The organism is Pantoea eucalypti (assembly GCF_009646115.1).
GTDB lineage: Bacteria > Pseudomonadota > Gammaproteobacteria > Enterobacterales > Enterobacteriaceae > Pantoea > Pantoea eucalypti.
The window spans coordinates 1,989,912-2,010,908 of record NZ_CP045720.1 but is presented as its reverse complement, the minus strand read 5'-3'; the positions used below and the strand labels follow the sequence as shown (position 1 = coordinate 2,010,908).

General features: G+C 54.6%; 18 protein-coding genes. 12 read left to right on the top strand and 6 right to left on the bottom strand.

Annotated elements, in window-relative coordinates:
• The first annotated feature begins 43 nt into the window (after window positions 1-43).
• Window positions 44-964, top strand: a complete 921-nt coding sequence (locus EE896_RS09285; protein ID WP_003853723.1) for a LysR substrate-binding domain-containing protein — start codon at window positions 44-46, stop codon at window positions 962-964.
• Here the strand turns inward: EE896_RS09285 and smrA are convergent.
• Entirely contained in the window at window positions 961-1,527 is a 567-nt protein-coding gene (smrA, locus tag EE896_RS09280) for a DNA endonuclease SmrA (RefSeq protein ID WP_003853725.1), read from the bottom strand. The genes EE896_RS09285 and smrA overlap by 4 nt on opposite strands.
• Window positions 1,528-1,843: 316 nt before the next feature.
• On the opposite strand from smrA, the gene EE896_RS09275 reads away from it, so the two are divergent.
• Complete coding sequence (locus tag EE896_RS09275; protein ID WP_003853727.1) at window positions 1,844-2,596, top strand: FNR family transcription factor; 753 nt, start codon at window positions 1,844-1,846, stop codon at window positions 2,594-2,596.
• Between the two features lie 117 nt (window positions 2,597-2,713).
• Window positions 2,714-3,670: a universal stress protein UspE gene (gene uspE / locus EE896_RS09270; RefSeq protein WP_003853729.1), complete on the top strand. Its 957-nt coding sequence runs from the start codon at window positions 2,714-2,716 to the stop codon at window positions 3,668-3,670.
• A gap of 48 nt (window positions 3,671-3,718) precedes the next feature.
• Here uspE and pntB read toward each other — a convergent pair whose 3' ends face one another.
• Both pntB and pntA read right to left on the bottom strand, forming a co-directional pair.
• Window positions 3,719-5,107, bottom strand: coding sequence for a Re/Si-specific NAD(P)(+) transhydrogenase subunit beta (gene pntB / locus EE896_RS09265; RefSeq protein ID WP_140915441.1), 1,389 nt, complete (start codon window positions 5,105-5,107; stop codon window positions 3,719-3,721).
• A gap of 3 nt (window positions 5,108-5,110) precedes the next feature.
• On the bottom strand, window positions 5,111-6,643 hold the full coding sequence (pntA, locus tag EE896_RS09260; protein ID WP_033762993.1) for a Re/Si-specific NAD(P)(+) transhydrogenase subunit alpha: 1,533 nt from the start codon (window positions 6,641-6,643) through the stop codon (window positions 5,111-5,113).
• A 539-nt stretch (window positions 6,644-7,182) separates the two neighbouring features.
• Here pntA and ydgH point away from each other — a divergent pair.
• Complete coding sequence (ydgH, locus tag EE896_RS09255) at window positions 7,183-8,136, top strand: DUF1471 family protein YdgH (RefSeq protein ID WP_003853736.1); 954 nt, start codon at window positions 7,183-7,185, stop codon at window positions 8,134-8,136.
• 203 nt (window positions 8,137-8,339) lie between these two features.
• The gene (locus tag EE896_RS09250) at window positions 8,340-9,731 is read left to right on the top strand and encodes a basic amino acid/polyamine antiporter (RefSeq protein ID WP_003853738.1); all 1,392 of its coding nucleotides are present in this window, start codon (window positions 8,340-8,342) and stop codon (window positions 9,729-9,731) included.
• Between the two features lie 133 nt (window positions 9,732-9,864).
• On the opposite strand, the gene EE896_RS09245 is transcribed toward EE896_RS09250, so the two are convergent.
• Complete coding sequence (locus tag EE896_RS09245; protein ID WP_105099146.1) at window positions 9,865-10,278, bottom strand: hypothetical protein; 414 nt, start codon at window positions 10,276-10,278, stop codon at window positions 9,865-9,867.
• A 178-nt stretch (window positions 10,279-10,456) separates the two neighbouring features.
• Here EE896_RS09245 and rstA point away from each other — a divergent pair, with 178 nt between their 5' ends.
• The 6 genes from rstA (at window position 10,457) to EE896_RS09220 (ending at window position 15,781) form a co-directional block, all read left to right on the top strand.
• Complete coding sequence (gene rstA, locus EE896_RS09240; protein WP_003853741.1) at window positions 10,457-11,182, top strand: two-component system response regulator RstA; 726 nt, start codon at window positions 10,457-10,459, stop codon at window positions 11,180-11,182.
• Window positions 11,179-12,480 carry a two-component system sensor histidine kinase RstB gene (gene rstB, locus EE896_RS09235; protein WP_003853743.1) on the top strand — a complete coding sequence of 434 codons (1,302 nt, stop codon included), beginning with the start codon at window positions 11,179-11,181 and terminating at the stop codon, window positions 12,478-12,480. Before rstA ends, rstB begins: the two co-directional genes overlap by 4 nt.
• Window positions 12,481-12,498: 18 nt before the next feature.
• Window positions 12,499-13,986 carry a carboxypeptidase M32 gene (locus EE896_RS09230; protein WP_078804437.1) on the top strand — a complete coding sequence of 496 codons (1,488 nt, stop codon included), beginning with the start codon at window positions 12,499-12,501 and terminating at the stop codon, window positions 13,984-13,986.
• A 159-nt stretch (window positions 13,987-14,145) separates the two neighbouring features.
• Window positions 14,146-14,676, top strand: a complete 531-nt coding sequence (gene asr / locus EE896_RS09225; protein WP_003853747.1) for an acid resistance repetitive basic protein Asr — start codon at window positions 14,146-14,148, stop codon at window positions 14,674-14,676.
• 81 nt (window positions 14,677-14,757) lie between these two features.
• The gene (gene ydgU / locus EE896_RS22940) at window positions 14,758-14,856 is read left to right on the top strand and encodes a small membrane protein YdgU (RefSeq protein ID WP_008925242.1); all 99 of its coding nucleotides are present in this window, start codon (window positions 14,758-14,760) and stop codon (window positions 14,854-14,856) included.
• A gap of 115 nt (window positions 14,857-14,971) precedes the next feature.
• Window positions 14,972-15,781: a trypsin-like serine peptidase gene (locus EE896_RS09220; RefSeq protein WP_003853749.1), complete on the top strand. Its 810-nt coding sequence runs from the start codon at window positions 14,972-14,974 to the stop codon at window positions 15,779-15,781.
• Between the two features lie 56 nt (window positions 15,782-15,837).
• Here the strand turns inward: EE896_RS09220 and hrpA are convergent, their stop codons facing one another.
• On the bottom strand, window positions 15,838-19,740 hold the full coding sequence (gene hrpA / locus EE896_RS09215; protein WP_140915442.1) for an ATP-dependent RNA helicase HrpA: 3,903 nt from the start codon (window positions 19,738-19,740) through the stop codon (window positions 15,838-15,840).
• 255 nt (window positions 19,741-19,995) lie between these two features.
• Here hrpA and azoR point away from each other — a divergent pair, with 255 nt between their 5' ends.
• Window positions 19,996-20,595: an FMN-dependent NADH-azoreductase gene (azoR, locus tag EE896_RS09210; RefSeq protein ID WP_140033388.1), complete on the top strand. Its 600-nt coding sequence runs from the start codon at window positions 19,996-19,998 to the stop codon at window positions 20,593-20,595.
• A gap of 63 nt (window positions 20,596-20,658) precedes the next feature.
• Here azoR and EE896_RS09205 read toward each other — a convergent pair whose 3' ends face one another.
• Window positions 20,659-20,997, bottom strand: coding sequence for a YdbL family probable chaperone protein (locus tag EE896_RS09205; protein WP_039660490.1), 339 nt, complete (start codon window positions 20,995-20,997; stop codon window positions 20,659-20,661).

The window sequence follows — 20,997 nt, the reverse complement described above, 5'->3', positions numbered from 1 at the left end:
TTAACAGTTGCCTCACGCCCTTCATTCTCATTAAGTTTAGGATATGGAAAAAAATATCCTTTTCAATCAGCGCATTCGCTTGCGCCACTTACACACCTTTGTTGCGGTTGCGCAGCAAGGTACGCTGGGCCGGGCGGCTGAGACGCTTAGCCTGAGTCAGCCTGCCCTGTCTAAAACCCTGAATGAGCTGGAGGAACTGACCGGCGTTCGTCTGTTTGAACGTGGCCGTCTGGGCGCGCAACTGACCACCATGGGGGAACAATTTCTGACGCATGCCGTGCGTGTGCTCGACGCGCTCAATCATGCCGGTCAAAGTTTTAATGAGCAGCCAGGCGATGCGCCGGTGATTATCCGGCTGGGTGCGCTGACCACCGCCGCAATGGGGATGCTGCCACGCATTCTTGATCGTTTTCATCAGTTACAACCCAATACCACTATCCAGGTGGCAACGCTGCACAACAATGTGCTGCTGGCGGGATTACGCGGCGGTGAGTTTGATATCGGCATTGGACGGATGGCGGACAGCGACATGATGACCGGTCTGACCTATGAGCTGCTTTTTCTGGAGTCGCTTAAGCTGGTGGTAAGGCCGGAACACCCGCTTTTAAGTGACAACGTCACGCTGTCACGGGCAATGCAGTGGCCGGTGGTGATTTCGCCCGAAGGCACTGCACCGCGCCGGATTGCACAACAGATGCTGGATGAGCAGGGATGTACGTTGCCACCTCACTGCATCGAGACCTCATCGACCTCACTGGCACGCCAGCTGGCTCTCCGCTACGACTATATCTGGTTCGTTCCTTCCGGCGCGATTAAAGAGGATCTCAGCCACAACGCGGTCTGTGCGCTGCCGATCAACTCATCCGGCCCGGGCGAGCCAGTGGGCATCATTACGCGTACCGGCGCAGAGCTCAGCCTGAGTGCCGAAGTGCTGATGTCTACCATTCGTAAATTTCACAGCTAGCGGCTGCGTTTCGCATGTCGCTCGCGGTTTTCAAGGCGCGCTTTATCGGTTTTACGTAAACCCACGTAGAGCGCACCGCCTCCGCCATGGCGGGTCTGTGCCACGCAAAAAGTCTGTACGTCGTCAAACTGCTGTAACCAGCGCGCGAGATAGCTTCGTACGATATTGGCATGTGACTCGTTATCACGTCCTTTGCCGTGAATGATCAGCAAATTTCGTAATCCCTGTTTGTGTGCCTGCATCATAAAATTGAACAGCGCCTGACGGCAGGTTTCCACCGGTTGCCGTAACAGGTTGAGACTGGCATCCAGCTTGTATTCACCCCGACGGAGTTTATCCAGAATACCCTGCTGGATGCCGTCGGCTTTATATTCCAGCTGCGTATTAAGTGGGATAATCTCCAGGTCACCCCGGGTCAGGAAATTCTCCAGCTCAGATTCGCCCGGCGGTTTGCGTGGTGCTTTGGTTGAAGGGGCTTTCAGCCACAGGGTCGTGGTGGTGTCTTTCAATGGCGTGACATCGCCCATGGCATCCCGAAAAAGATCGTTATCATCAAGGTTCATGGTTTTCTCACACCGGGTTAAATTGATCGAATGTGTCAGACAGGCTTTAACAGTTAGCGTAGCAAAACCTGGAATTACCGGGCCACCCGCCTTTTCCCACCCTAACGGGCCGTAGAGAATCGTGCAACAGATCACATAAGCGGAAAGTTATCGTGACAGCGGTCTCTACCCGGGTACTGAAAAGCCCGTCACAGCGGCCTTTGACGCCGTGTAACTCATCCATAATGTTTGTGGGTGTAAAACTGCTCGGATGAGTTCCCTTCAGCACAAAAAATGTTAAAATTGACCCCAGTCACTTATCGTCGAGCAAACCATTATGATCCCTGAAAAACGCAGCATACGTCGTATTCAGTCGGGCGGTTGTGCCATTCACTGCCAGGATTGCAGCATCAGTCAGCTCTGCATCCCCTTCACGTTAAATGAACATGAGCTGGATCAGCTCGACAATATCATTGAGCGTAAAAAACCGATTCAGAAAGGGCAAACCCTTTTTAAAGCGGGAGACGAACTCAGGTCTCTGTATGCCATTCGTTCCGGCAGTATTAAAAGCTATACCATTACCGAACAGGGTGATGAGCAAATTACCGGTTTCCATCTGGCGGGTGATTTAGTTGGCTTTGATGCCATTTTAAATGCCAGCCATCCCAGCTTTGCGCAGGCGCTGGAAACGGCCATGGTGTGTGAAATTCCTTTTGAAACGCTGGATGACCTGTCAGGTAAAATGCCGGCACTGCGTCAGCAGATGATGCGTTTAATGAGCGGTGAGATTAAAGGCGACCAGGATATGATTCTGCTGTTGTCGAAGAAAAATGCTGAGGAGCGACTGGCGGCGTTTATCTGGAACCTCTCACGCCGTTTCGGCCAGCGCGGCTTTTCACAGCGTGAATTTCGCCTCACCATGACGCGCGGTGACATTGGTAATTACCTGGGCCTGACGGTTGAAACCATCAGTCGCCTGCTGGGCCGTTTTCAGAAGTCCGGTATGCTGGCGGTGAAAGGCAAATACATCACGATTGAAAACCACGCCCTGCTGGAAGAGTTAGCGGGCCAGAGTCACCAGGCCGCCTGATTCATAGCCGGATCAATAAATCTTATTTTATTGATCCGGCAATAACTTTTTCACTTCTTCCGCTGTATAACATAGGCTATCTTTACTCCAGTCGCTCTGGTTTAAGGAGAACGCCTCATGTCCCAGTACCAAAATATTCTGGTCGCCATTGATGCCCAGCAAGACGATCAGCCCGCGCTGCGACGTGCGGTCTATCTGAATCAACGTATCGGCGGAAGAATTAAAGCCTTCCTGCCTATCTATGACTTCTCATATGAAATGACCACCCTGCTTTCGCCGGATGAGCGCGCGTCTATGCGCCAGGGTGTCATCAGCCAGCGTACCGAATGGATCCGCGAGCAGGCCCGCGCTTATCTTGATGCCGGTGTCGACATTGATATCAAAGTGATCTGGCATAACCGCCCCTTTGAGGCCATCATTCAGGAAGTGCTCGCTCATCAGCATGATCTGGTGCTGAAAATGGCGCATCAGCATGACCGCCTGGAGTCCGTGATTTTCACCCCGACCGACTGGCATCTGCTGCGTAAATGCCCGTGCCCGGTCTGGATGGTCAAAGATCAGCCGTGGCCGGAAGGCGGTAAAGCCATTGTCGCCGTCAATCTTGCCAGCGAAGAGCCGCATCACGATGGCCTGAATCAGAAGCTGATTCGTGAAACGATGAAGCTGGCGGAAAAGGTGAATCAGACCGAAGTCCACCTTGTCGGTGCCTACCCGATTACCCCAATCAATATTGCTATCGAACTGCCCGATTTTGATCCCAGCGTCTACAACGATGCTATCCGGGGTCAGCATCTGGTGGCCATGAAAGCACTGCGCCAGAAATTCTCAATTGGTGAAGAGTTCACCCACGTGGCTAAAGGCTTGCCGGAAGAGGTTATCCCCGATCTGGCCGCGCATCTCGGTGCCGGCGTAGTCGTGCTGGGCACCATCGGAAGGACCGGACTATCAGCGGCGTTCCTGGGCAATACGGCGGAACAGGTGATCGATCATCTGCGTTGCGATCTGCTGGCGCTTAAGCCTGACGATTTCAAGTCGCCGATTGATCTGGATGATGAAGAGGACGAGGAGGATTAACGTCTCCTCGTAAAGAAAATGGGCGGCTGATTAGCCGCCCTTTTTTTATTACAGCGCTTTGAGAATTGCTTCCACGCTGGCTTTGGCATCGCCAAACAGCATCTGACTGTTCTCCTTAAAAAACAGCGGATTCTGAACCCCGGCATAGCCTGTGTTCATTGAACGTTTGAACACCACCACGTTGTGCGCCTTCCACACTCCCAGCACCGGCATTCCCGCAATCGGGCTCCGGGGATCATCCTGCGCTGCCGGGTTGACGGTATCGTTAGCACCAATCACCAGCACCGTGTCGGTGTCGCTGAAGTCATCGTTGATTTCGTCCATCTCCAGCACCACGTCATAAGGCACTTTGGCCTCAGCCAGCAGCACGTTCATGTGTCCCGGCAAACGCCCCGCGACCGGATGAATGCCGAAGCGCACTTTGATGCCAAGCGCGCGCAGACGTGCCGTGATTTCCGCTACCGGATACTGCGCCTGCGCCACGGCCATGCCGTAGCCTGGGGTAATAATCACCGAGCGGGAGGCTTTAAGCATCTCTGCGGTCTCTTCAGCGGTAATTTCACGATGCTCTCCCGCTTCCTGCGTTTCGTCACCACGACTGACTTCAGTACCGAATCCACCCGCGATCACGCTGATGAACGAACGGTTCATCGCTTTACACATGATATAGGAGAGAATCGCACCGGACGAACCCACCAGTGCACCGGTCACAATCAGCAGATCGTTGCTGAGCATGAAACCGGCGGCGGCGGCGGCCCAGCCTGAATAGGAGTTCAGCATCGATACCACGACCGGCATATCGGCACCGCCAATCGACGCGACCAGATGCCAGCCAAACGCCAGTGCAATCACCGTCATCAGCAGCAACGCAAAGACCTGCGCAGCGCTGCTGCTGGTGTTAACAAACCACAGCAGCAACAGGAACGAGACCAGCAGCGCCAGCAGATTGAGCTTGTGACGATGCGGTAACGCCAGCGGTTTTGAGGAGATTTTGCCGCACAGCTTGCCAAACGCCACCAGCGAGCCGGTGAAGGTGACGGCACCGATAAAAATACCGATAAACACTTCACTGAGATGGATATTTTCCATCACTGCTGGCAGGCCAGGTGCATGGTCGATATAGCTGTTTATGCCGACCAGTACCGCGGCCAGGCCAACAAAGCTGTGCAGAATCGCGACCAGTTCCGGCATTTCGGTCATTTCGACTTTCTTTGCCATGCGGATACCAATAGCGCCGCCAATCACCATCGCCAGCAGGATCCAGACCACGTTACCGCTGTCCGGACCAAAAATGGTGGCGACCAGCGCAATCGCCATGCCGCTGATGCCAAAAATATTACCCCGCTTAGACGTCTCGTGACGCGAGAGACCGGCAAGGCTACAGATGAAGAGAATTGCAGCAACAATATAGGCTGCAGTGACTAATCCGCCAGACATGTCTTACCCCTTACGAAACATTTTCAGCATGCGCTGGGTGACGGTAAAGCCACCAAAGATATTGATGCTGGCAATCAGCACGGCAATAAAGGAGATAAAGGTGACCCAGCCACCGTGCCCCATCTGCAAGACTGCCCCGATCACGATGATGCCGGATATGGCATTGGTCACGGACATCAGCGGCGTATGCAGCGCATGACTGACGTTCCAGACCACGTAATAACCCACCACACAGGCGAGCGCGAACACGGTAAAATGGGAGAGGAAATCGGCAGGCGCCACGTTGGCCAGGCTGCCAAACAGCACGATGGCCAGAGCAATAAGCAGATATTTTCGCCACGGTGAAACAGGTTTCACCTCAATCTTCACTGCCGGTTTCGCGGTTGCCGGTGCAGCCTGAGGTGCAGCGGACACCTGAATCGGCGGTGCCGGCCAGGTGACTTCCCCCTCGCGCACCACAGTCACGCCCCGTACGACTACATCGTCGAAGTCGACCTGGATTTCGCCATTCTTCTCTTTGCACAGCAGCGTCATCAGGTTGACCAGGTTGGTGCCATAAAGCTGGGAGGATTGCGTTGCCAGACGGCTCGGCAGGTCGGTATAGCCAATGATTTTGACGCCGTCAGGTGTCACAGTAACCTGATCCGCGACGGTCAGCGCACAGTTGCCGCCAGTCTGCGCGGCCAAATCCACAATCACACTGCCGGGCTTCATGCTGGCAACCATCTCTTCGGTGATCAGTTTCGGTGCCGGTTTGCCAGGGATCAGCGCCGTGGTGACAATGATATCGACTTCTCTGGCCTGACTGGCAAACAGTGCCATTTCCGCTTTAATGAACGCCTCGGACATCACTTTGGCATAGCCATCACCGCTGCCAGCTTCCTCTTCGAAGTCGAGTTCAAGGAATTCGGCGCCCATACTCTGCACCTGCTCTTTGACTTCGGGACGGGTATCAAACGCCCGGACAATCGCGCCCAGACTGCCCGCTGCACCAATTGCTGCCAGCCCGGCCACACCTGCCCCAATCACCATCACTTTTGCCGGTGGCACTTTGCCCGCCGCCGTGATCTGCCCGGTAAAGAAGCGACCAAATTCATGCGCAGCTTCCACAATCGCACGATAACCGGCAATGTTTGCCATGGAGCTCAGCGCATCCAGCGACTGCGCCCGTGAAATGCGCGGCACCGAGTCCATTGCCATGACAGTGACCTGACGCGCGGCCAGTTTTGACAGCAGATCGGGATGTTGCGCGGGCCAGATAAAGCTAACCAGCGTGCTACCCGCGCGGGTCAGTGCAATCTCTTCGTCATCGGGTGCATTTACTTTCAGCACGATGTCGGACTGCCAGACCTGATCTCTGTCGCTGAGCGTGGCGCCAGCGGCGATATAGCTTTCATTATCGAAGCTGGCGCGTTTACCTGCGTCACGCTCCACGGTGACACTAAAACCCAGCCTGATGAGTTGTTCCACGGTCTTTGGCGTGGCGGCCACGCGCGACTCGTTTGGCAACCTTTCCTTGGGTATTCCAATTAACATAGTGTTTCCTTTCATCGGTTAAGGATGATGGCCCGTATCTGCACCACGATTACGCAACTGAAACGCCGTTTCGGTTACTTATAGACGAAATGCATGTATTTCAAAGTGTTTATAACCTACTGAAAATGTGACCAGCGATCTATAGCGTCTGTACAGAGTGATGACATTCACTCAATTATTCAGCGTTCTGGTTAAAAATCGGGGTTAACCCACTGTAAAACAGCCTGACAGGCAAATATTCTGCCAGTGATAATGATCTGCGGGCGAATTAAGCATCAATAAAAACCTATAATTAACAATGCATTAACTGTTTAACCGATATTAGTTATCGCTTTTAGTGATAACCGTGGCTAAAACGGGCCATAACTGCGTTTGATGACAATTAAATGAAAAAATGATGGTTGAATAACGCGATCTGACACAAAAAATCGCTGCGACAGTCTGTTTATAACATGTAATAATCAGCGGCTAATCTGTTATACATCAAGAGTCCAGCACGTTTTCGTACTCATTTTTGCGTAAGGCGAAGGATTATTTTTATGAAGCTGAAGAACACTATTCTGGCGTCCACTTTGTTGTCCCTGCTGGCAGCCAACGCATTCGCTGCGCAGGAGTTAACGCCAGAAAAAGCGGCAGCGTTGAAGCCATTCGAACGTATTAATATCACCGGCCGTTTCAACGCGATCGGCGACGCTGCCGATGCCGTCTCTAAGCGTGCAGATCAGATGGGCGCTGCCTCTTATTACATCCAGGCAATCAACGACAGTAACGGCAACAGCGGTAACTGGCGCGTCACGGCTGACCTCTATAAAGCCGATGCGCCGGCAGCTTCAGCGTCAACAACGTATCGTCGCTTTAACGGCGTTAATGAACTGCCAAAAGCAGAAGCCTACAGACTTGAACCGTTTGATACCGTTTCGGTCAGCGGCTTCTTTGCCAGCCAGCCGGATGTTAACGACGCGATTTCAAAAGCCGCGAAAGAGAAAGGTGCCGCATCATTCTTTATCGTGCGCCAGATTGATGCTAACAGCGGTGGCAACCAGTACGTCACCGCCTATGTCTACAAAGCGGATGCTAAAGAACGTACAGTGCAGACACCAAACGCCATCCCAGCCGATTCAGAAGCAGGTAAAGCTGCGCTGGCAACCGGTGGCGCGGCAGCCGCTAACGTAGAGATTCCTGGCGTGGCCTCATCTGAAACGCCAAGCAACAAAGTGGGCCGTTTCTTCGAAACACAAAGCTCTACCGGTAAGCGCTACACGGTGAATCTGCCTAACGGTAAATCGGTGCAGGAAGTTAACGCGATTACCGCCGCGCAGATGCAGCCGTTTGATACCGTGACTTTCACGGGCCACTTCGGTTCACCTACTGAGGTTTCAGAAGAAGTGGCGAAGCGTGCTTCAGATAAAGGTGCCAAGTTCTATCACGTGACTCGTCAGTGGCAGAACCAGAGTGGCGGTAACCTGACCGTGACGGCTGACCTGTTTAAGTAATCCCTCACAGGGCGGCACCCGCCGCCCTGCTGTTTGCAAACCTGCTTTGTTTTGCATAGTTATGCATTGCCATCCCCTGCCACACTCCGTAAAATCCCCCGCCTGTTTTACCGGATATTGTCCCTGGATTGTGCCATTGGTCTGACATAACCCAGCGATATAATCCGATTTACCCAGCCATATATGCTAGCGGGAAGGTTGTTTTGGAGAAAAAATTAGGTCTCGGTGCGCTGACAGCACTGGTGCTCAGCTCAATGCTGGGTGCAGGTGTGTTCAGTCTGCCGCAAAACATGGCTGCAGTGGCCGGTCCGGCTGCTCTGCTGCTGGGTTGGCTGATCACCGGTGTCGGCATTATCTTTCTTTCGCTGGCGATGTTGCTGTTAACCCGCCTTAAACCCGAACTTGACGGCGGCATCTTTACTTACGCCCGCGCCGGATTCGGCGAACTAATGGGGTTCTGCTCTGCATGGGGCTACTGGCTGTGTGCTGTTATCGCCAATGTCTCCTATCTGGTAATTGTCTTCTCGGCCCTGAGCTTCTTCACCGATACGCCGGACCGGATTATTTTTGGTGATGGCAACACCTGGCAGGCGATGCTGGGCGCATCCGTGCTGCTGTGGCTGGTTCACTGGCTGGTGCTGCGCGGTGTGCAGACAGCAGCCAGCATCAATCTGATGGCCACGCTGGGCAAGCTGGTGCCCTTACTGCTGTTCATTGTGCTGGCGGTGATGGCGTTCAATTATGATCGCTTTCGCTTCGATTTTTCCGGCGTCACGCTGGGGCAACCGCTCTGGGAGCAGATCAAGCAAACCATGCTGATCACTCTTTGGGTCTTTATCGGGGTTGAGGGTGCGGTGGTGGTTTCTGCGCGTGCACGTCAGAAAAAGGATGTGGGCCGTGCAACACTTTTTGCCGTTCTGGCTGCCTTACTGGTCTATTTGCTGGTAACCCTGCTGTCGCTGGGCGTGGTTCCGCGCGCTGAACTGGCTGAAATGCGCAATCCGTCCATGGCGGGATTGATGACAAGACTGATGGGCAACTGGGGCGATGCGGTGATTGCGATTGGCCTGATCGTCTCTGTCTGTGGTGCCTACCTGAGCTGGACGATCATGGCTGCTGAAGTGCCGCTGATTGCTGCGCAGCAGGGGGCGTTTCCTCGCATTATCGCCCGGCAGAACCGACACAACGCGCCGGCCGCCTCGCTGTGGCTGACCAACGGCAGCATTCAGCTCTGCCTGATCCTGATTGCCCTGACCGGTGCTAACTACAATAACCTGCTGACCATCGCCTCAGAGATGATTCTGGTGCCCTATTTGCTGGTGGGGTTATACCTGATCAAAGTGGTGCGCGGACAGAATAAACCCATGGCGATGGCGGTGGGTGTCGGCGCCAGTCTGTATGGCATCTGGCTGCTTTACGCGTCGGGGCCAATGCACCTGATGGCGTCAGTCGTGCTCTACTCCCCAGGCCTGCTGTTGTTTCTGTTTGCCCGACGCGGCGGCCGCGCTGATGTTGCGCTGACCTCGCTGGAGCGGATTGCAATGGGATTACTGATTGCTGCGACGCTGCCCGCTGTGTGGCAGCTAACCACATAGCGCCGGATCCATCGGGCGTCATTGTTGCAGAGAGTCTGGACACGGGTAGCGCAGGACACGCAGGCGTACATGAGGATAATGAGCGCTGCCCGGTGTCAGACTGACTGATTTACTAGCCTGGAGAGAGAGGTGCTTAGTGTGACTGCACCGGGATCGACACACACAGCAGGTCATCCTGCTGGGTAAGATTCAGCGGTTTTGAATATTCATGATGGATCGCGTCCAGCTGCTCCGCAGAGAGCGGATAAGGGAGCAGAATATCAAAACGGCTTATCTGCTGCTGTTCTGCGAGCGTAATCAGGCGTGCGATGTTAATTTCGTCGCTGACCTGAGTAGAAATGATTTGTAATGCTAATTCTTTTAACGGGTCGTCACTGCCCTGTAAACGGTGTGCTGATTTACGTGTCACCATGCCAAAGATCGGCATCACACCATAAATAGCATCAACGAAGCTCCAGCGCTTTTTGCAGGAAGCGGAAAGAAAGTCACTGTAATTGAAGCAGATGCGGTCGGGGTATATGGCTGATGCCAGCTCTTTATCAGACACACTAACGCTCCTCATGATAATCATCGATATCCCAAACCTGGCGCAAAAATGCCGCGCTAATGATTGCACATATTGACGGTTATATACCAGCAAGCCACGGATATTTCGTGCGATAACGTAGAGCTCAGGACCAGGACAAGATATGATTTCTCTCACGTCTGTTTCTGCTTTGTGAACTATGAACAAAATTGTTTATGTTGAAGATGAACCTGAAGTGGGTTCGCTGATTGCAGCTTACCTGGGTCGTCATGATATTGAGGTGATTGTCGAGACGCGCGGTGATCGTGCTGAAGCGGTGATAGCGGAACAGCAGCCGGATCTGGTGATGCTGGATATCATGTTACCCGGCAAGGATGGCATGACCATCTGCCGCGACCTGCGGGCCAACTGGCAGGGACCGATTGTGTTACTGACGTCACTGGACAGCGACATGAATCATATTCTGGCCCTGGAGATGGGTGCGCAGGATTACATTCTGAAAACCACCCCGCCTGCTGTGCTGCTGGCTCGCCTGCGCCTGCACCTGCGTCAGTCCCATCAGGGACAGCCGGAAGATACACCGAGCGCACCTGCTGCCAACCGTATGCTGCGTTTTGGCTCGCTGACCATTGATGCCCTGAACCGCCAGGTCACGCTGTTTGAGGAGCAGATCGCCCTTTCTACCGCAGATTTCGATCTGCTCTGGGTGCTCGCCAGTCATGCGGGCCAGACACTGAACCGGGATGCGCTGCTGAAAACATTGCGTGGCGTCAGCTATGATGGTTTAGACCGCAGCATCGACGTGGCGATCTCGCGGCTGCGTAAAAAGCTGCACGACAGCGCCACCGAGCCCTTCCGCATCAAAACTATCCGCAACAAAGGCTATCTGTTTGCACCTCAGGCCTGGGATACCCGCGGACTATGAGAAAGCTTTTTATTCAGTTCTATCTGCTGCTGTTTGTCTGCTTCCTGGTGATGGCCTTACTGGTGGGGCTGGTTTATAAGTTCACCGCTGAGCGGGCAGGCCGCCAGTCGATGAATGACCTGATGGCCAGCTCGCTCTACCTGATCCGCAGCGAACTGCGCGAGATCCCGCCGCGCGACTGGAATAAGACCATCAAGAGTCTCGATCTTGGTCTCTCATTCGACCTGCACATCGAGCCGATGAACAAATATCAGCTTGATGAAGGCAACATGCGTCGGTTGCGTGCCGGAGAGATTGTTGCGCTCGATGACCAGTACACCTTTTTACAGCATATTCCGCGCAGCCACTATGTGCTGTCAGTCGGACCAATTCCCTATCTTTTCTACCTGCATCAGATGCGGCTGCTGGATATTGCCCTGCTGGTGTTTATTGGCATGTCTCTGGCACTGCCGGTGTTCATCTGGCTTCGTCCCCACTGGCAGGAGATGCAGCGACTGGAAAAAGCAGCGCAGCGTTTTGGCCGGGGTGAGCTGGATGTACGTACCCATTTTGACAGTACCTCCAGCCTCTTTCGGCTTGGTATCGCCTTCAACCAGATGGCCGAGAATATCAATACGCTGGTAGCCAGCAAAAAGCAGCTGATTGATGGCATCGCCCATGAGCTTCGAACGCCGCTGGTGCGCCTGCGTTACCGGTTAGAGATGAGCGACAATCTTACGGATGGCGAACGGGTAGCGCTGAACCGCGATATCGGCCAGCTTGAAAGCCTGATAGAGGAACTGCTGACCTATGCACGACTTGATCGGCCGCGCGTCGATCTCAATCTTAAAACACTGGATCTCGCCAGCTGGCTGAGCGAGCGGCTTGACGATTTTCGCACCATCAACCCGGACATACGGCTCGACCTTGACCTGCCACAGCGTGAAAACATCGGCGTTTCTGATACCCGCCTGATGGAACGAGTGCTGGATAACCTGGTGAACAATGCGCTGCGTTATGCTCAGCAGCGGCTGCGTGTCAGTTTATGGTTTGATGGCGCGATTGGGTGTCTGCAGGTGGAAGATGATGGTCCCGGCATTCCGCCGGAAGAGCGTGAACGGGTTTTCGAACCCTTTGTCCGACTTGACCCGAGCCGCGACCGCGCCACAGGCGGCTGCGGATTAGGCCTGGCAATTGTCTACTCTATTGCTCAGGCGCTCAGCGGCAAGGTGACGATTGAGTCCAGCCCGCTGGGCGGCGCCAGCGTTCGCTTTTGCTGGCCGGTTGATCTAACCTTGCGCGAAATTGCGCAGCGTTAAAACCACAAGGAGTCTTACGTGACCTCAGCGTATCAACAACTGACCAAAACTTTCCAGCGCCTGTCCCGTTTCAGTCACGTCACGGCGATTGCCGGATGCGACATGCAGACCACCATGCCGCCGGGCGGCAGTCAGGCTCGCGGTGAAGCACTGGCTGAAATGAGCGTGCTGCAACACCAGATTCTGACTGCCCCTCAGGTCGGTGAGTGGCTTAAGGCTGCTGAGCAGCAGTCGCTGAACGATGTCGAGCGGGCCAATCTCAACGAGATGCAGCGCGCATATCAGCAGGCAACGCTGCTGCCTGATGATTTTGTTGAAGCCAAATCGATCGCCGGTTCGGTCTGCGAACATGCATGGCGCACTCAGCGTCCCGCCAATGACTGGCAGGGTTTTGCCGCCAACCTCAAAGAGGTGGTCCGCCTGAGCCGTGAAGAGGCCCAGCGCCGCGCCGACGCCAGTGGCTGTTCCCGTTACGATGCGCTGCTGGATCTCTATGAACCAGGTATGACCCGGGCCCGACTGGATCAAACCTTTGGCGAACTGAAAACCTGGCTACCTGACCTCTTACAGCAGGTCGTGGAAAAACAGGCACAGCAGAAGGTCATAACGCCGCAGGGGCCATTCGCCGTGCCTGCGCAGCGGCAGCTAGGTCTGAGCATTATGGAGACGCTGGGTTTCGACTTTAACCACGGTCGTCTGGACATCAGTGCACATCCCTTCTGTGGCGGTGTGCCGGAAGATGTGCGCATTACCACCCGTTACAATGAGAATGAGTTTCTCAGTGCCATGATGGGCGTGATTCACGAAACCGGCCATGCTCGCTATGAACAAAATCTGCCGAAGCAGTGGCGCGGTCAGCCGGTAGCACTGGCGCGATCAACGGCTATCCACGAATCACAAAGCCTGTTTATGGAGATGCAGCTTGGTCGCAGCCGTGAATTCCTGCAGCGCATTCTGCCGCAGGTGATCGCCACCTTTGGCGATCAACCCGCCCTGCTGGCGGATAATTTCGTGCGCCTGACCCAGCGGGTTTTGCCTGGCCTGATCCGGGTTGACGCTGACGAGCTCAGCTATCCGGCGCATGTCATTTTACGCTACGAAATTGAGCAGGCGTTGATCGAAGGGGACATTGAGGTTGAAGATATCCCGGCGCTGTGGGATGAGAAGATGATGCAGTCGCTGGGGCTGGATACGCGGGGTAACTACCGCGATGGCTGTATGCAGGATATTCACTGGACCGACGGCGCCTTCGGCTACTTCCCCACCTATACGCTGGGCGCAATGTACGCCGCGCAGCTGTTCCAGTCGTTACAGAAGGCTATTCCTCAGCTCAGTGAGCTGATTCAGCATGGTGAGCTGCAGCCGGTGTTCGACTGGCTGCAACAGAATATCTGGCAGCACGGCAGCCGTTTCCAGACCGACCAGTTGCTGATCAACGCCACTGGCGAAGCGCTGAACCCGGCTTTCTTCCGCCAGCACCTTGAACAACGTTACCTTAATAGCTAAGCTTTCGGGCGGTCATCTGACCGCCCTTTCCCGCCTTTGTACAATCGGTTACACGCCGATACCAAACACCCACGGACACCGTTCATTGATTTCCCTATAGTCTCTTCACCGGCCCCGCAGTGGGCTACACATGAAAAAATAGTCTCCGAGGGATTTGCGATGAAAAAATTATTTGCACTGGTTGTCGCCGCTGCTATGGGTATGTCTTCTGTTGCTTTCGCTGCTGACACCACAGCTGCTCCAGCTGCTGCGCCAGCCGCAACAACTACTACTCCTGCCGCTGCAGCACCGGCTAAAACTGTTCACAAGACTGCGCACAAGAAACACCATAAAGCTGCTCAGAAAGCCCAGGCTGCTAAGAAACACCACAAAAAAGCGGTGAAAAAAGATGCAGCGCAGAAAGCGCAGGCTGCTAAAAAAGTTCACCACAAAAAAGCGGTAAAACCTGCTGCACAGAAAGCTCAGGCCGCTAAAAAAGTTCACCACAAAAAAGTAACTAAACCAGCCGCTCAGAAAGCGCAGGCTGCTAAAAAAGTTCATCACAAAAAAGTAACTAAACCAGCTGCCCAGAAAGCTCAGGCTGCTAAAAAAATGCACCACAAAAAAGTAACTAAACCAGCTGCCCAGAAAGCGCAGGCTGCTAAGAAAATGCACCACAAAAAAGTTGTGAAACCAGCAGCTAAAAACTAAGGTCGCCTTCAGCGCACGGCCACGAGATGATGAATAAAAACACCCGGTTCTGCCGGGTGTTTCTTTACTGGAGTGGATGAAATGACGAGAGTGGATGAAATAGTGCGTCGCTATCGCTTCGAAATTATTCTGCTTGTTATGATCCTGTGTGGCATTGTTGCAGCCAGCTTTTTTATTTAGACGCTGTAGCGTACTGATTAACCAATAAAACTCCCTTTTTCAACGCTCACCGACTATAGTTACCGTACTTACGTAATAACAATAACGTTAATTTTTTCTCGCCATTGAGATTTCTATGCGCCTGGCTACCTTGTTAATGGTTGGACTCTTCAGCTTTGCCACCACGGTTCATGCCGATGATGACGATGACTCACCTACTCCTGCTGAGATTAAGATGCTGTTCTTCGGCAAGGATCATCGCCAGGCAATCACCGATATTACTGCTGCCCCCTGGGATGCCATTGGCCAGCTGGAAACCGAAAGTGGTAACCTCTGTACTGCCACGCTCATCTCTCCCCATCTGGCCCTGACCGCCGGACACTGTCTGCTTTCCCCGCCCGGGAATTTCGATAAGCCGGTTGCGCTGCGATTTATGGCCAGCGATAAAGGCTGGCGCTACGAGCTTCATGATATTGATGCGCGGGTGGAACCTTCGCTGGCGTCAAAATTAAAAGCGGATGGCGAAGGCTGGATCGTGCCGAGCAGTGCAGCACCCTATGATTACGGCATTGTGATATTACGCAATCCGCCTTCAGCGATTACGCCCATTCCCTTGTTTGATGGCTCACGCAGCGATCTCACGGCGGCGCTGAAGCTGACCGGACGTAAAGTGACGCAGGCAGGCTATCCGGCCGATCATCTGGATACGCTCTACTCCCATAGCGATTGCCTGATTACCGGCTGGGCGCAACGTGCGGTGCTGTCGCATCAGTGTGACACGCTGCCGGGTGACAGTGGTTCACCGCTGCTGCTTAAAAGCGATAATGGCTGGCAGTTAATCGCGGTACAAAGCTCTGCGCCCGCAGCGAAAGATCGCTATCTGGCTGACAACCGCGCAATTTCGGTCACCTCGTTTAAAGACAAGCTGGAATCCCTCGCGCAGTAACCGCACTGACGCTTTACCATTGGGTGCGCGCCTGTTAAGACGCGCACCCTGGCTTTTTAAGCCGCTATCTGTTCCATCGTCTGCAGGATGCGCTTATCTGAAATGGGATAAGGTGTGCCTAACTGCTGAGCAAAGTAGCTGATACGTAGCTCTTCAATCATCCAGCGGATGTTCTGAACCTCTTCATCATCCTGACGCTGCGGCGGCAACTTATTACGCCACGCCTGATACGCCTGTTCCACTGCCTGCACTTTTAACATGCGCGCCCGATCGCTGTGCGGGTCAGCAGGCAGCTTTTCGAGCCGCCGTTCAATACCATTCAGATAACGCAGCGTATCGGCCAGTCGCTGCCAGCCATTGCCGGTGACAAAGCCGCGATAGACCAGACCATTTACCTGCGCCTTGATATCCGATAATGCCAGCGCCATGGTCATATCAACCCGGCCTTTCAGACGCTTATTGATGTTGAAGACGGCCGTGAGGATCTGCTCAACCTGTTGTGCGATCGTCACAACGGTCTCATTGAGTTCACCGCGCACTTTGTCACGCAACTGCTCAAACGCGCCCTGGTCCCAGGCCGGACCGCCCGCTTCACCTATCAGCTTATCAATACCACAGGCGATACAGTCGTCGATGAGCTCCAGCACTTTGCCATAGGGGTTAAAGTAGAGTCCGAGCTTGGCTTTATTCGGCAGCTTCTCATGCAGATACTTAACCGGAGACGGCACATTCAGCAGCAGCAAGCGACGCTGACCGCGCCACATCATTTTTTGCTGCTCCTGCTCGCTGTCAAACAGGCGAATGGCGACGCTCTCTTTCTCATCGACCAGCGCAGGCCAGGCTTTGACCTGATAGCTGCCGCGCTTCTGTTCATAGCTGCGCGGCAGATCGCCGAAGCTCCAGATGTGCAGTCCGCTCTGCTCCAGCCCGTCATCCGCCACTTTCGATAGCGTTTCCTGCACTTTATCTTTCAGCTGCGCCTTGAGCGCGGTGAGATCTTTACCTTCCAGCAGTTTACGGTTGTGCTCGTCTACCACGCGGAACGTCATTTTCAGATGATCGGGCACCTGTTCCCACTGCCAGTTTTCACGTTCCAGCGTGACACCGGTCATGCGGCGAAACTCACGCGACAGCGCATCAAGCAGTGGCATCTCCATCGCCTTCACGCGTCCCAGAAACGCTTCAGCGTAGTTGGGAGCTGGCACCAGATTACGGCGCAGCGGTTTGGGCAGCGACTTAATCAGCGCGATGATCAGCTCACGACGCACGCCTGGGATCTGCCATTCAAAGCCGCTATCCTCAACCTGATTCAGCAGCGGCAGCGGAATATGCACCGTGACGCCATCCGCATCGGCACCTGGCTCGAACTGATAACTCAGCCTGAGTTTGAGGTTGCCCTGATGCCAGAAATTGGGGTAGTCGAGCTGGCTGACTTTATCCGCGCCTTCTTTGATCAGCATCTGCTTGTCGAAGTTCAGCAGCTCGGCGTTTTCACGGCTGGCCTGCTTCCACCAGCTGTCAAAATGCTTCGCCGACACCACCTCTTTGCCAATGCGCTGGTCATAAAAAGCAAACAGCGTTTCGTCATCCACCATGATGTCGCGGCGACGGGATTTGTGTTCCAGATCTTCCACTTCACTACGCAGCTTCTGGTTAGCCCGGAAGAAAGCATGACGCGTCTGCCAGTCGCCTTCCACCAGCGCGTGGCGGATAAACAGCTCACGGCTCAGTGTAGGATCGATGCTGCCATAGTTCACTTTGCGAGCGGCCACAATCGGCAGACCATAGAGCGTGACTTTTTCAGCGGCCATCACCGCGCCCTGCGATTTCTCCCAGTGCGGTTCGCTGTAGCTGCGCTTAATCAGATGCTGCGCCAGCGGCTCAATCCACTCTGGCTCAATGCGCCCCGCCGTGCGGCCCCACAGGCGGCTGGTCTCAACCAGCTCCGCGACCATGGCCCACTTCGGCGGCTTCTTAAACAGCCCGGAGCCAGGGAAGATGGCGAAGCGGGTGTTGCGTGCACCGGTATACTCCTGCTTATCGGCATCTTTCTGACCGATGTGCGACAGCAGACCACTTAACAGCGCACAGTGAACGGGCTGCAGCTCAGCCGGTTCGCTGTTCACCGGAATCCCCAGTTCCCGCACCACCTGCCGCAGCTGGGTATAGATATCCTGCCATTCCCGCACGCGCAGATAGTTAAGGAAGTCGGTTTTGCACTGACGACGGAAAACATTGCCGGACAGCGCTTTCTGCTGATCCGCCAGATAGTTCCAGAGATTCACGTAGGCAAGAAAGTCGGAGTCTTTATCAGCAAAGCGTCGATGCTTCTCATCCGAAGCCTGCTTTTTATCTGCCGGACGCTCACGGGGATCCTGAATCGACAGGCCTGCGGTGATAATCATCACTTCGCGCACGCAGCCAAATTTCTGCGCTTCCAGCACCATCCGCGCCAGGCGAGGATCCACGGGCAGCTGCGCCAGCTGACGCCCGGATCCGGTCAGCTTGTAGTGGCCGTTCTCTTCATTCAGCGTCAGCGCCCCCAGCTCTTCCAGCAGACGGACACCATCCTGAATATTGCGTTTATCGGGTGCTTCCACAAACGGGAAGGCGGCAATATCGCCCAGACCCAGCGAGGTCATCTGCAGGATCACCGATGCCAGGTTGGTGCGCAGGATTTCAGGATCGGTAAAGGCCGGACGACTCAGGAAGTCATCTTCTGCGTAGAGGCGAATACAGATACCGTCTGACACACGCCCGCAGCGCCCTTTACGCTGATTGGCAGACGCCTGGGATATGGGCTCAATCGGCAGACGCTGCACTTTGGTGCGGAAGCTGTAACGGCTGATACGCGCCGTGCCGGGATCGATCACATATTTAATTCCAGGCACCGTCAGTGAGGTTTCCGCAACGTTGGTCGCCAGCACGATGCGACGACCGCTGTGCGACTGAAACACCCGATTCTGCTCAGCATTGGACAGCCGGGCATAGAGTGGCAGCACTTCGGTGTGCGGCAGATCGCGTTTGTTGAGCGCGTCGGCGGTGTCGCGTATTTCGCGCTCGCCGCTCATAAAGATCAGGATATCGCCACGGCTTTCCCGTCCCAGTTCATCCACCGCATCAAAAATCGCCTGCAGCTGATCACGGTCGCCATCATCCGCCTCTTCGACCACCGGACGATAGCGCACTTCAACAGGATACGTGCGGCCAGAAACTTCAATAACCGGCGCATTATTGAAATGACGGGAGAAGCGCTGAGGATCGATGGTAGCGGAAGTGATGATGACCTTCAGATCGGGGCGGCGCGGCAACAGCTCACGCAGGTAACCGAGCAGGAAGTCGATATTCAGGCTGCGTTCATGGGCTTCATCAATGATGATGGTGTCATATTGCATCAGCAGGCGATCCTGCTGGATTTCCGCCAGCAGAATCCCGTCAGTCATCAGTTTAATCTGCGTCAGATCGCTGACCTGGTCGTTGAACCGCACTTTGTAGCCGACACAGCCGCCCAGTGAGGTGCTGAGCTCATCGGCAATGCGGTTCGCCACGGTCCGCGCGGCCAGACGGCGCGGCTGAGTATGGCCAATCAGCCCGGTAACACCGCGTCCCAGTGCCAGACAAATTTTCGGCAACTGGGTGGTTTTACCTGAACCGGTTTCACCAGCGACAATCACCACCTGATGATCGCGAATCGCCTCAGCAATATCCTGCTGCTTCTGACTCACCGGCAGATTGTCCGGGAACGTAATCGCTGGGGTAGCCGCGCGGCGCTGGGCCACGCGCTGTTCGGCGGCGACGAACTCCAGCGCCAGCTCGCTGGCAATGCCCTGCTGCGCCTCAGGATTTTTGGTTTTTCTGGCTCCCTGCAGGCGGCGCTGCAGCCGCTGGCGATCGCGCAGCATTAAACCGTCGAGCCGTGACCAGAGCGCTGCCAGTGGGGAAGTATCGGGTGATGACATAATTGTGACGTACCTTACTCAGACGGTGTCGCTACATAAAGCAGCGCCCAGAAGCCGGGGTAACCAGCTGATTCAATAAAATAATTGCGCGTATCATAGCACATTCTGAACTGTTCAGGCGGCCGCTCCCGGTTACGCTTATTCAATAAATTCGAACATGGGTCTCGAAATATTGCGCTTTCACCGCGCCATCGATAACCGTAGAGTGTAAACCATTGAGCGGAAAGTCTTCCGCGTAACAGACAGGAAACCACCATGAGCACAGTTTTAGTTCTGAAATCAAGCATCCTTGCAGGCTACTCACAATCAAGCCAGCTCGCTGACTTCTACGTTGAACAGGCAAAGGCACAGGGTAAAGAAGTTACTGTACGTGACCTGGCGGCTAACCCGATTCCGGTTCTGGATGGTGAGTTAGTGGGTGCAATGCGTCCTTCTGATACGCCACTCTCCCCGCGTCAGCAGGAAGCACTGGATCTGTCCGATGAACTGATTGCAGAACTGCAGGCTCATGATGAAATCGTCATTGCCGCGCCAATGTACAACTTCAACATCCCTACGCAGCTGAAAAACTATTTCGACCTGATTGCCCGTGCTGGCGTGACGTTCCGCTACACCGAAGCAGGCCCGGAAGGTCTGGTTAAAGGCAAAACTGCAGTGGTTATCTCAAGCCGTGGTGGCATTCACAAAGATACCCCAACTGACCTGCTGACCCCTTACGTCAAGCTGTTCCTTGGCTTCATCGGCATCACTGACGTTGAGTTCGTGTTTGCTGAAGGCATCGCCTACGGTCCGGAAGTGGCCAGCAAAGCGACCGCTGAAGCGAAAGATGCTATCACGCAGATCGTGACCGCATAATTCTCAGCCATCTCAGGATGACGCTGTCAAAGACCGGGCCTGTGCCCGGTTTTTTTTCGCCGGTTAGTTGCTGCTGTCTGCCTCTTTTCTCAGCCATTGACCATTAATGCCACGCACATACTCTCCCGCTGCAGCACGGCTCACCAGCTTCTGTCCGGCAATGCTGGCCACATCGGCCGTGGAGAGATTGTTCTGCCCGGCCAGCCGCTGATACTCCTGCTGACGCCCGGCATTAATCCGCTGCACCAGCGCCAGCGTTTCACTGTCCTGCGAACGTGCCGCCAGATAGCCGGAGAGCGTTTCACCTGCACGGCCTGATTGCCTTGCCTCGTCGAGCGTCAGTGCCCAGGCAGGGTGCGCCATCGTCAGGGCAAGTAACAGCGCCGCGCTTATGCGTTTCAT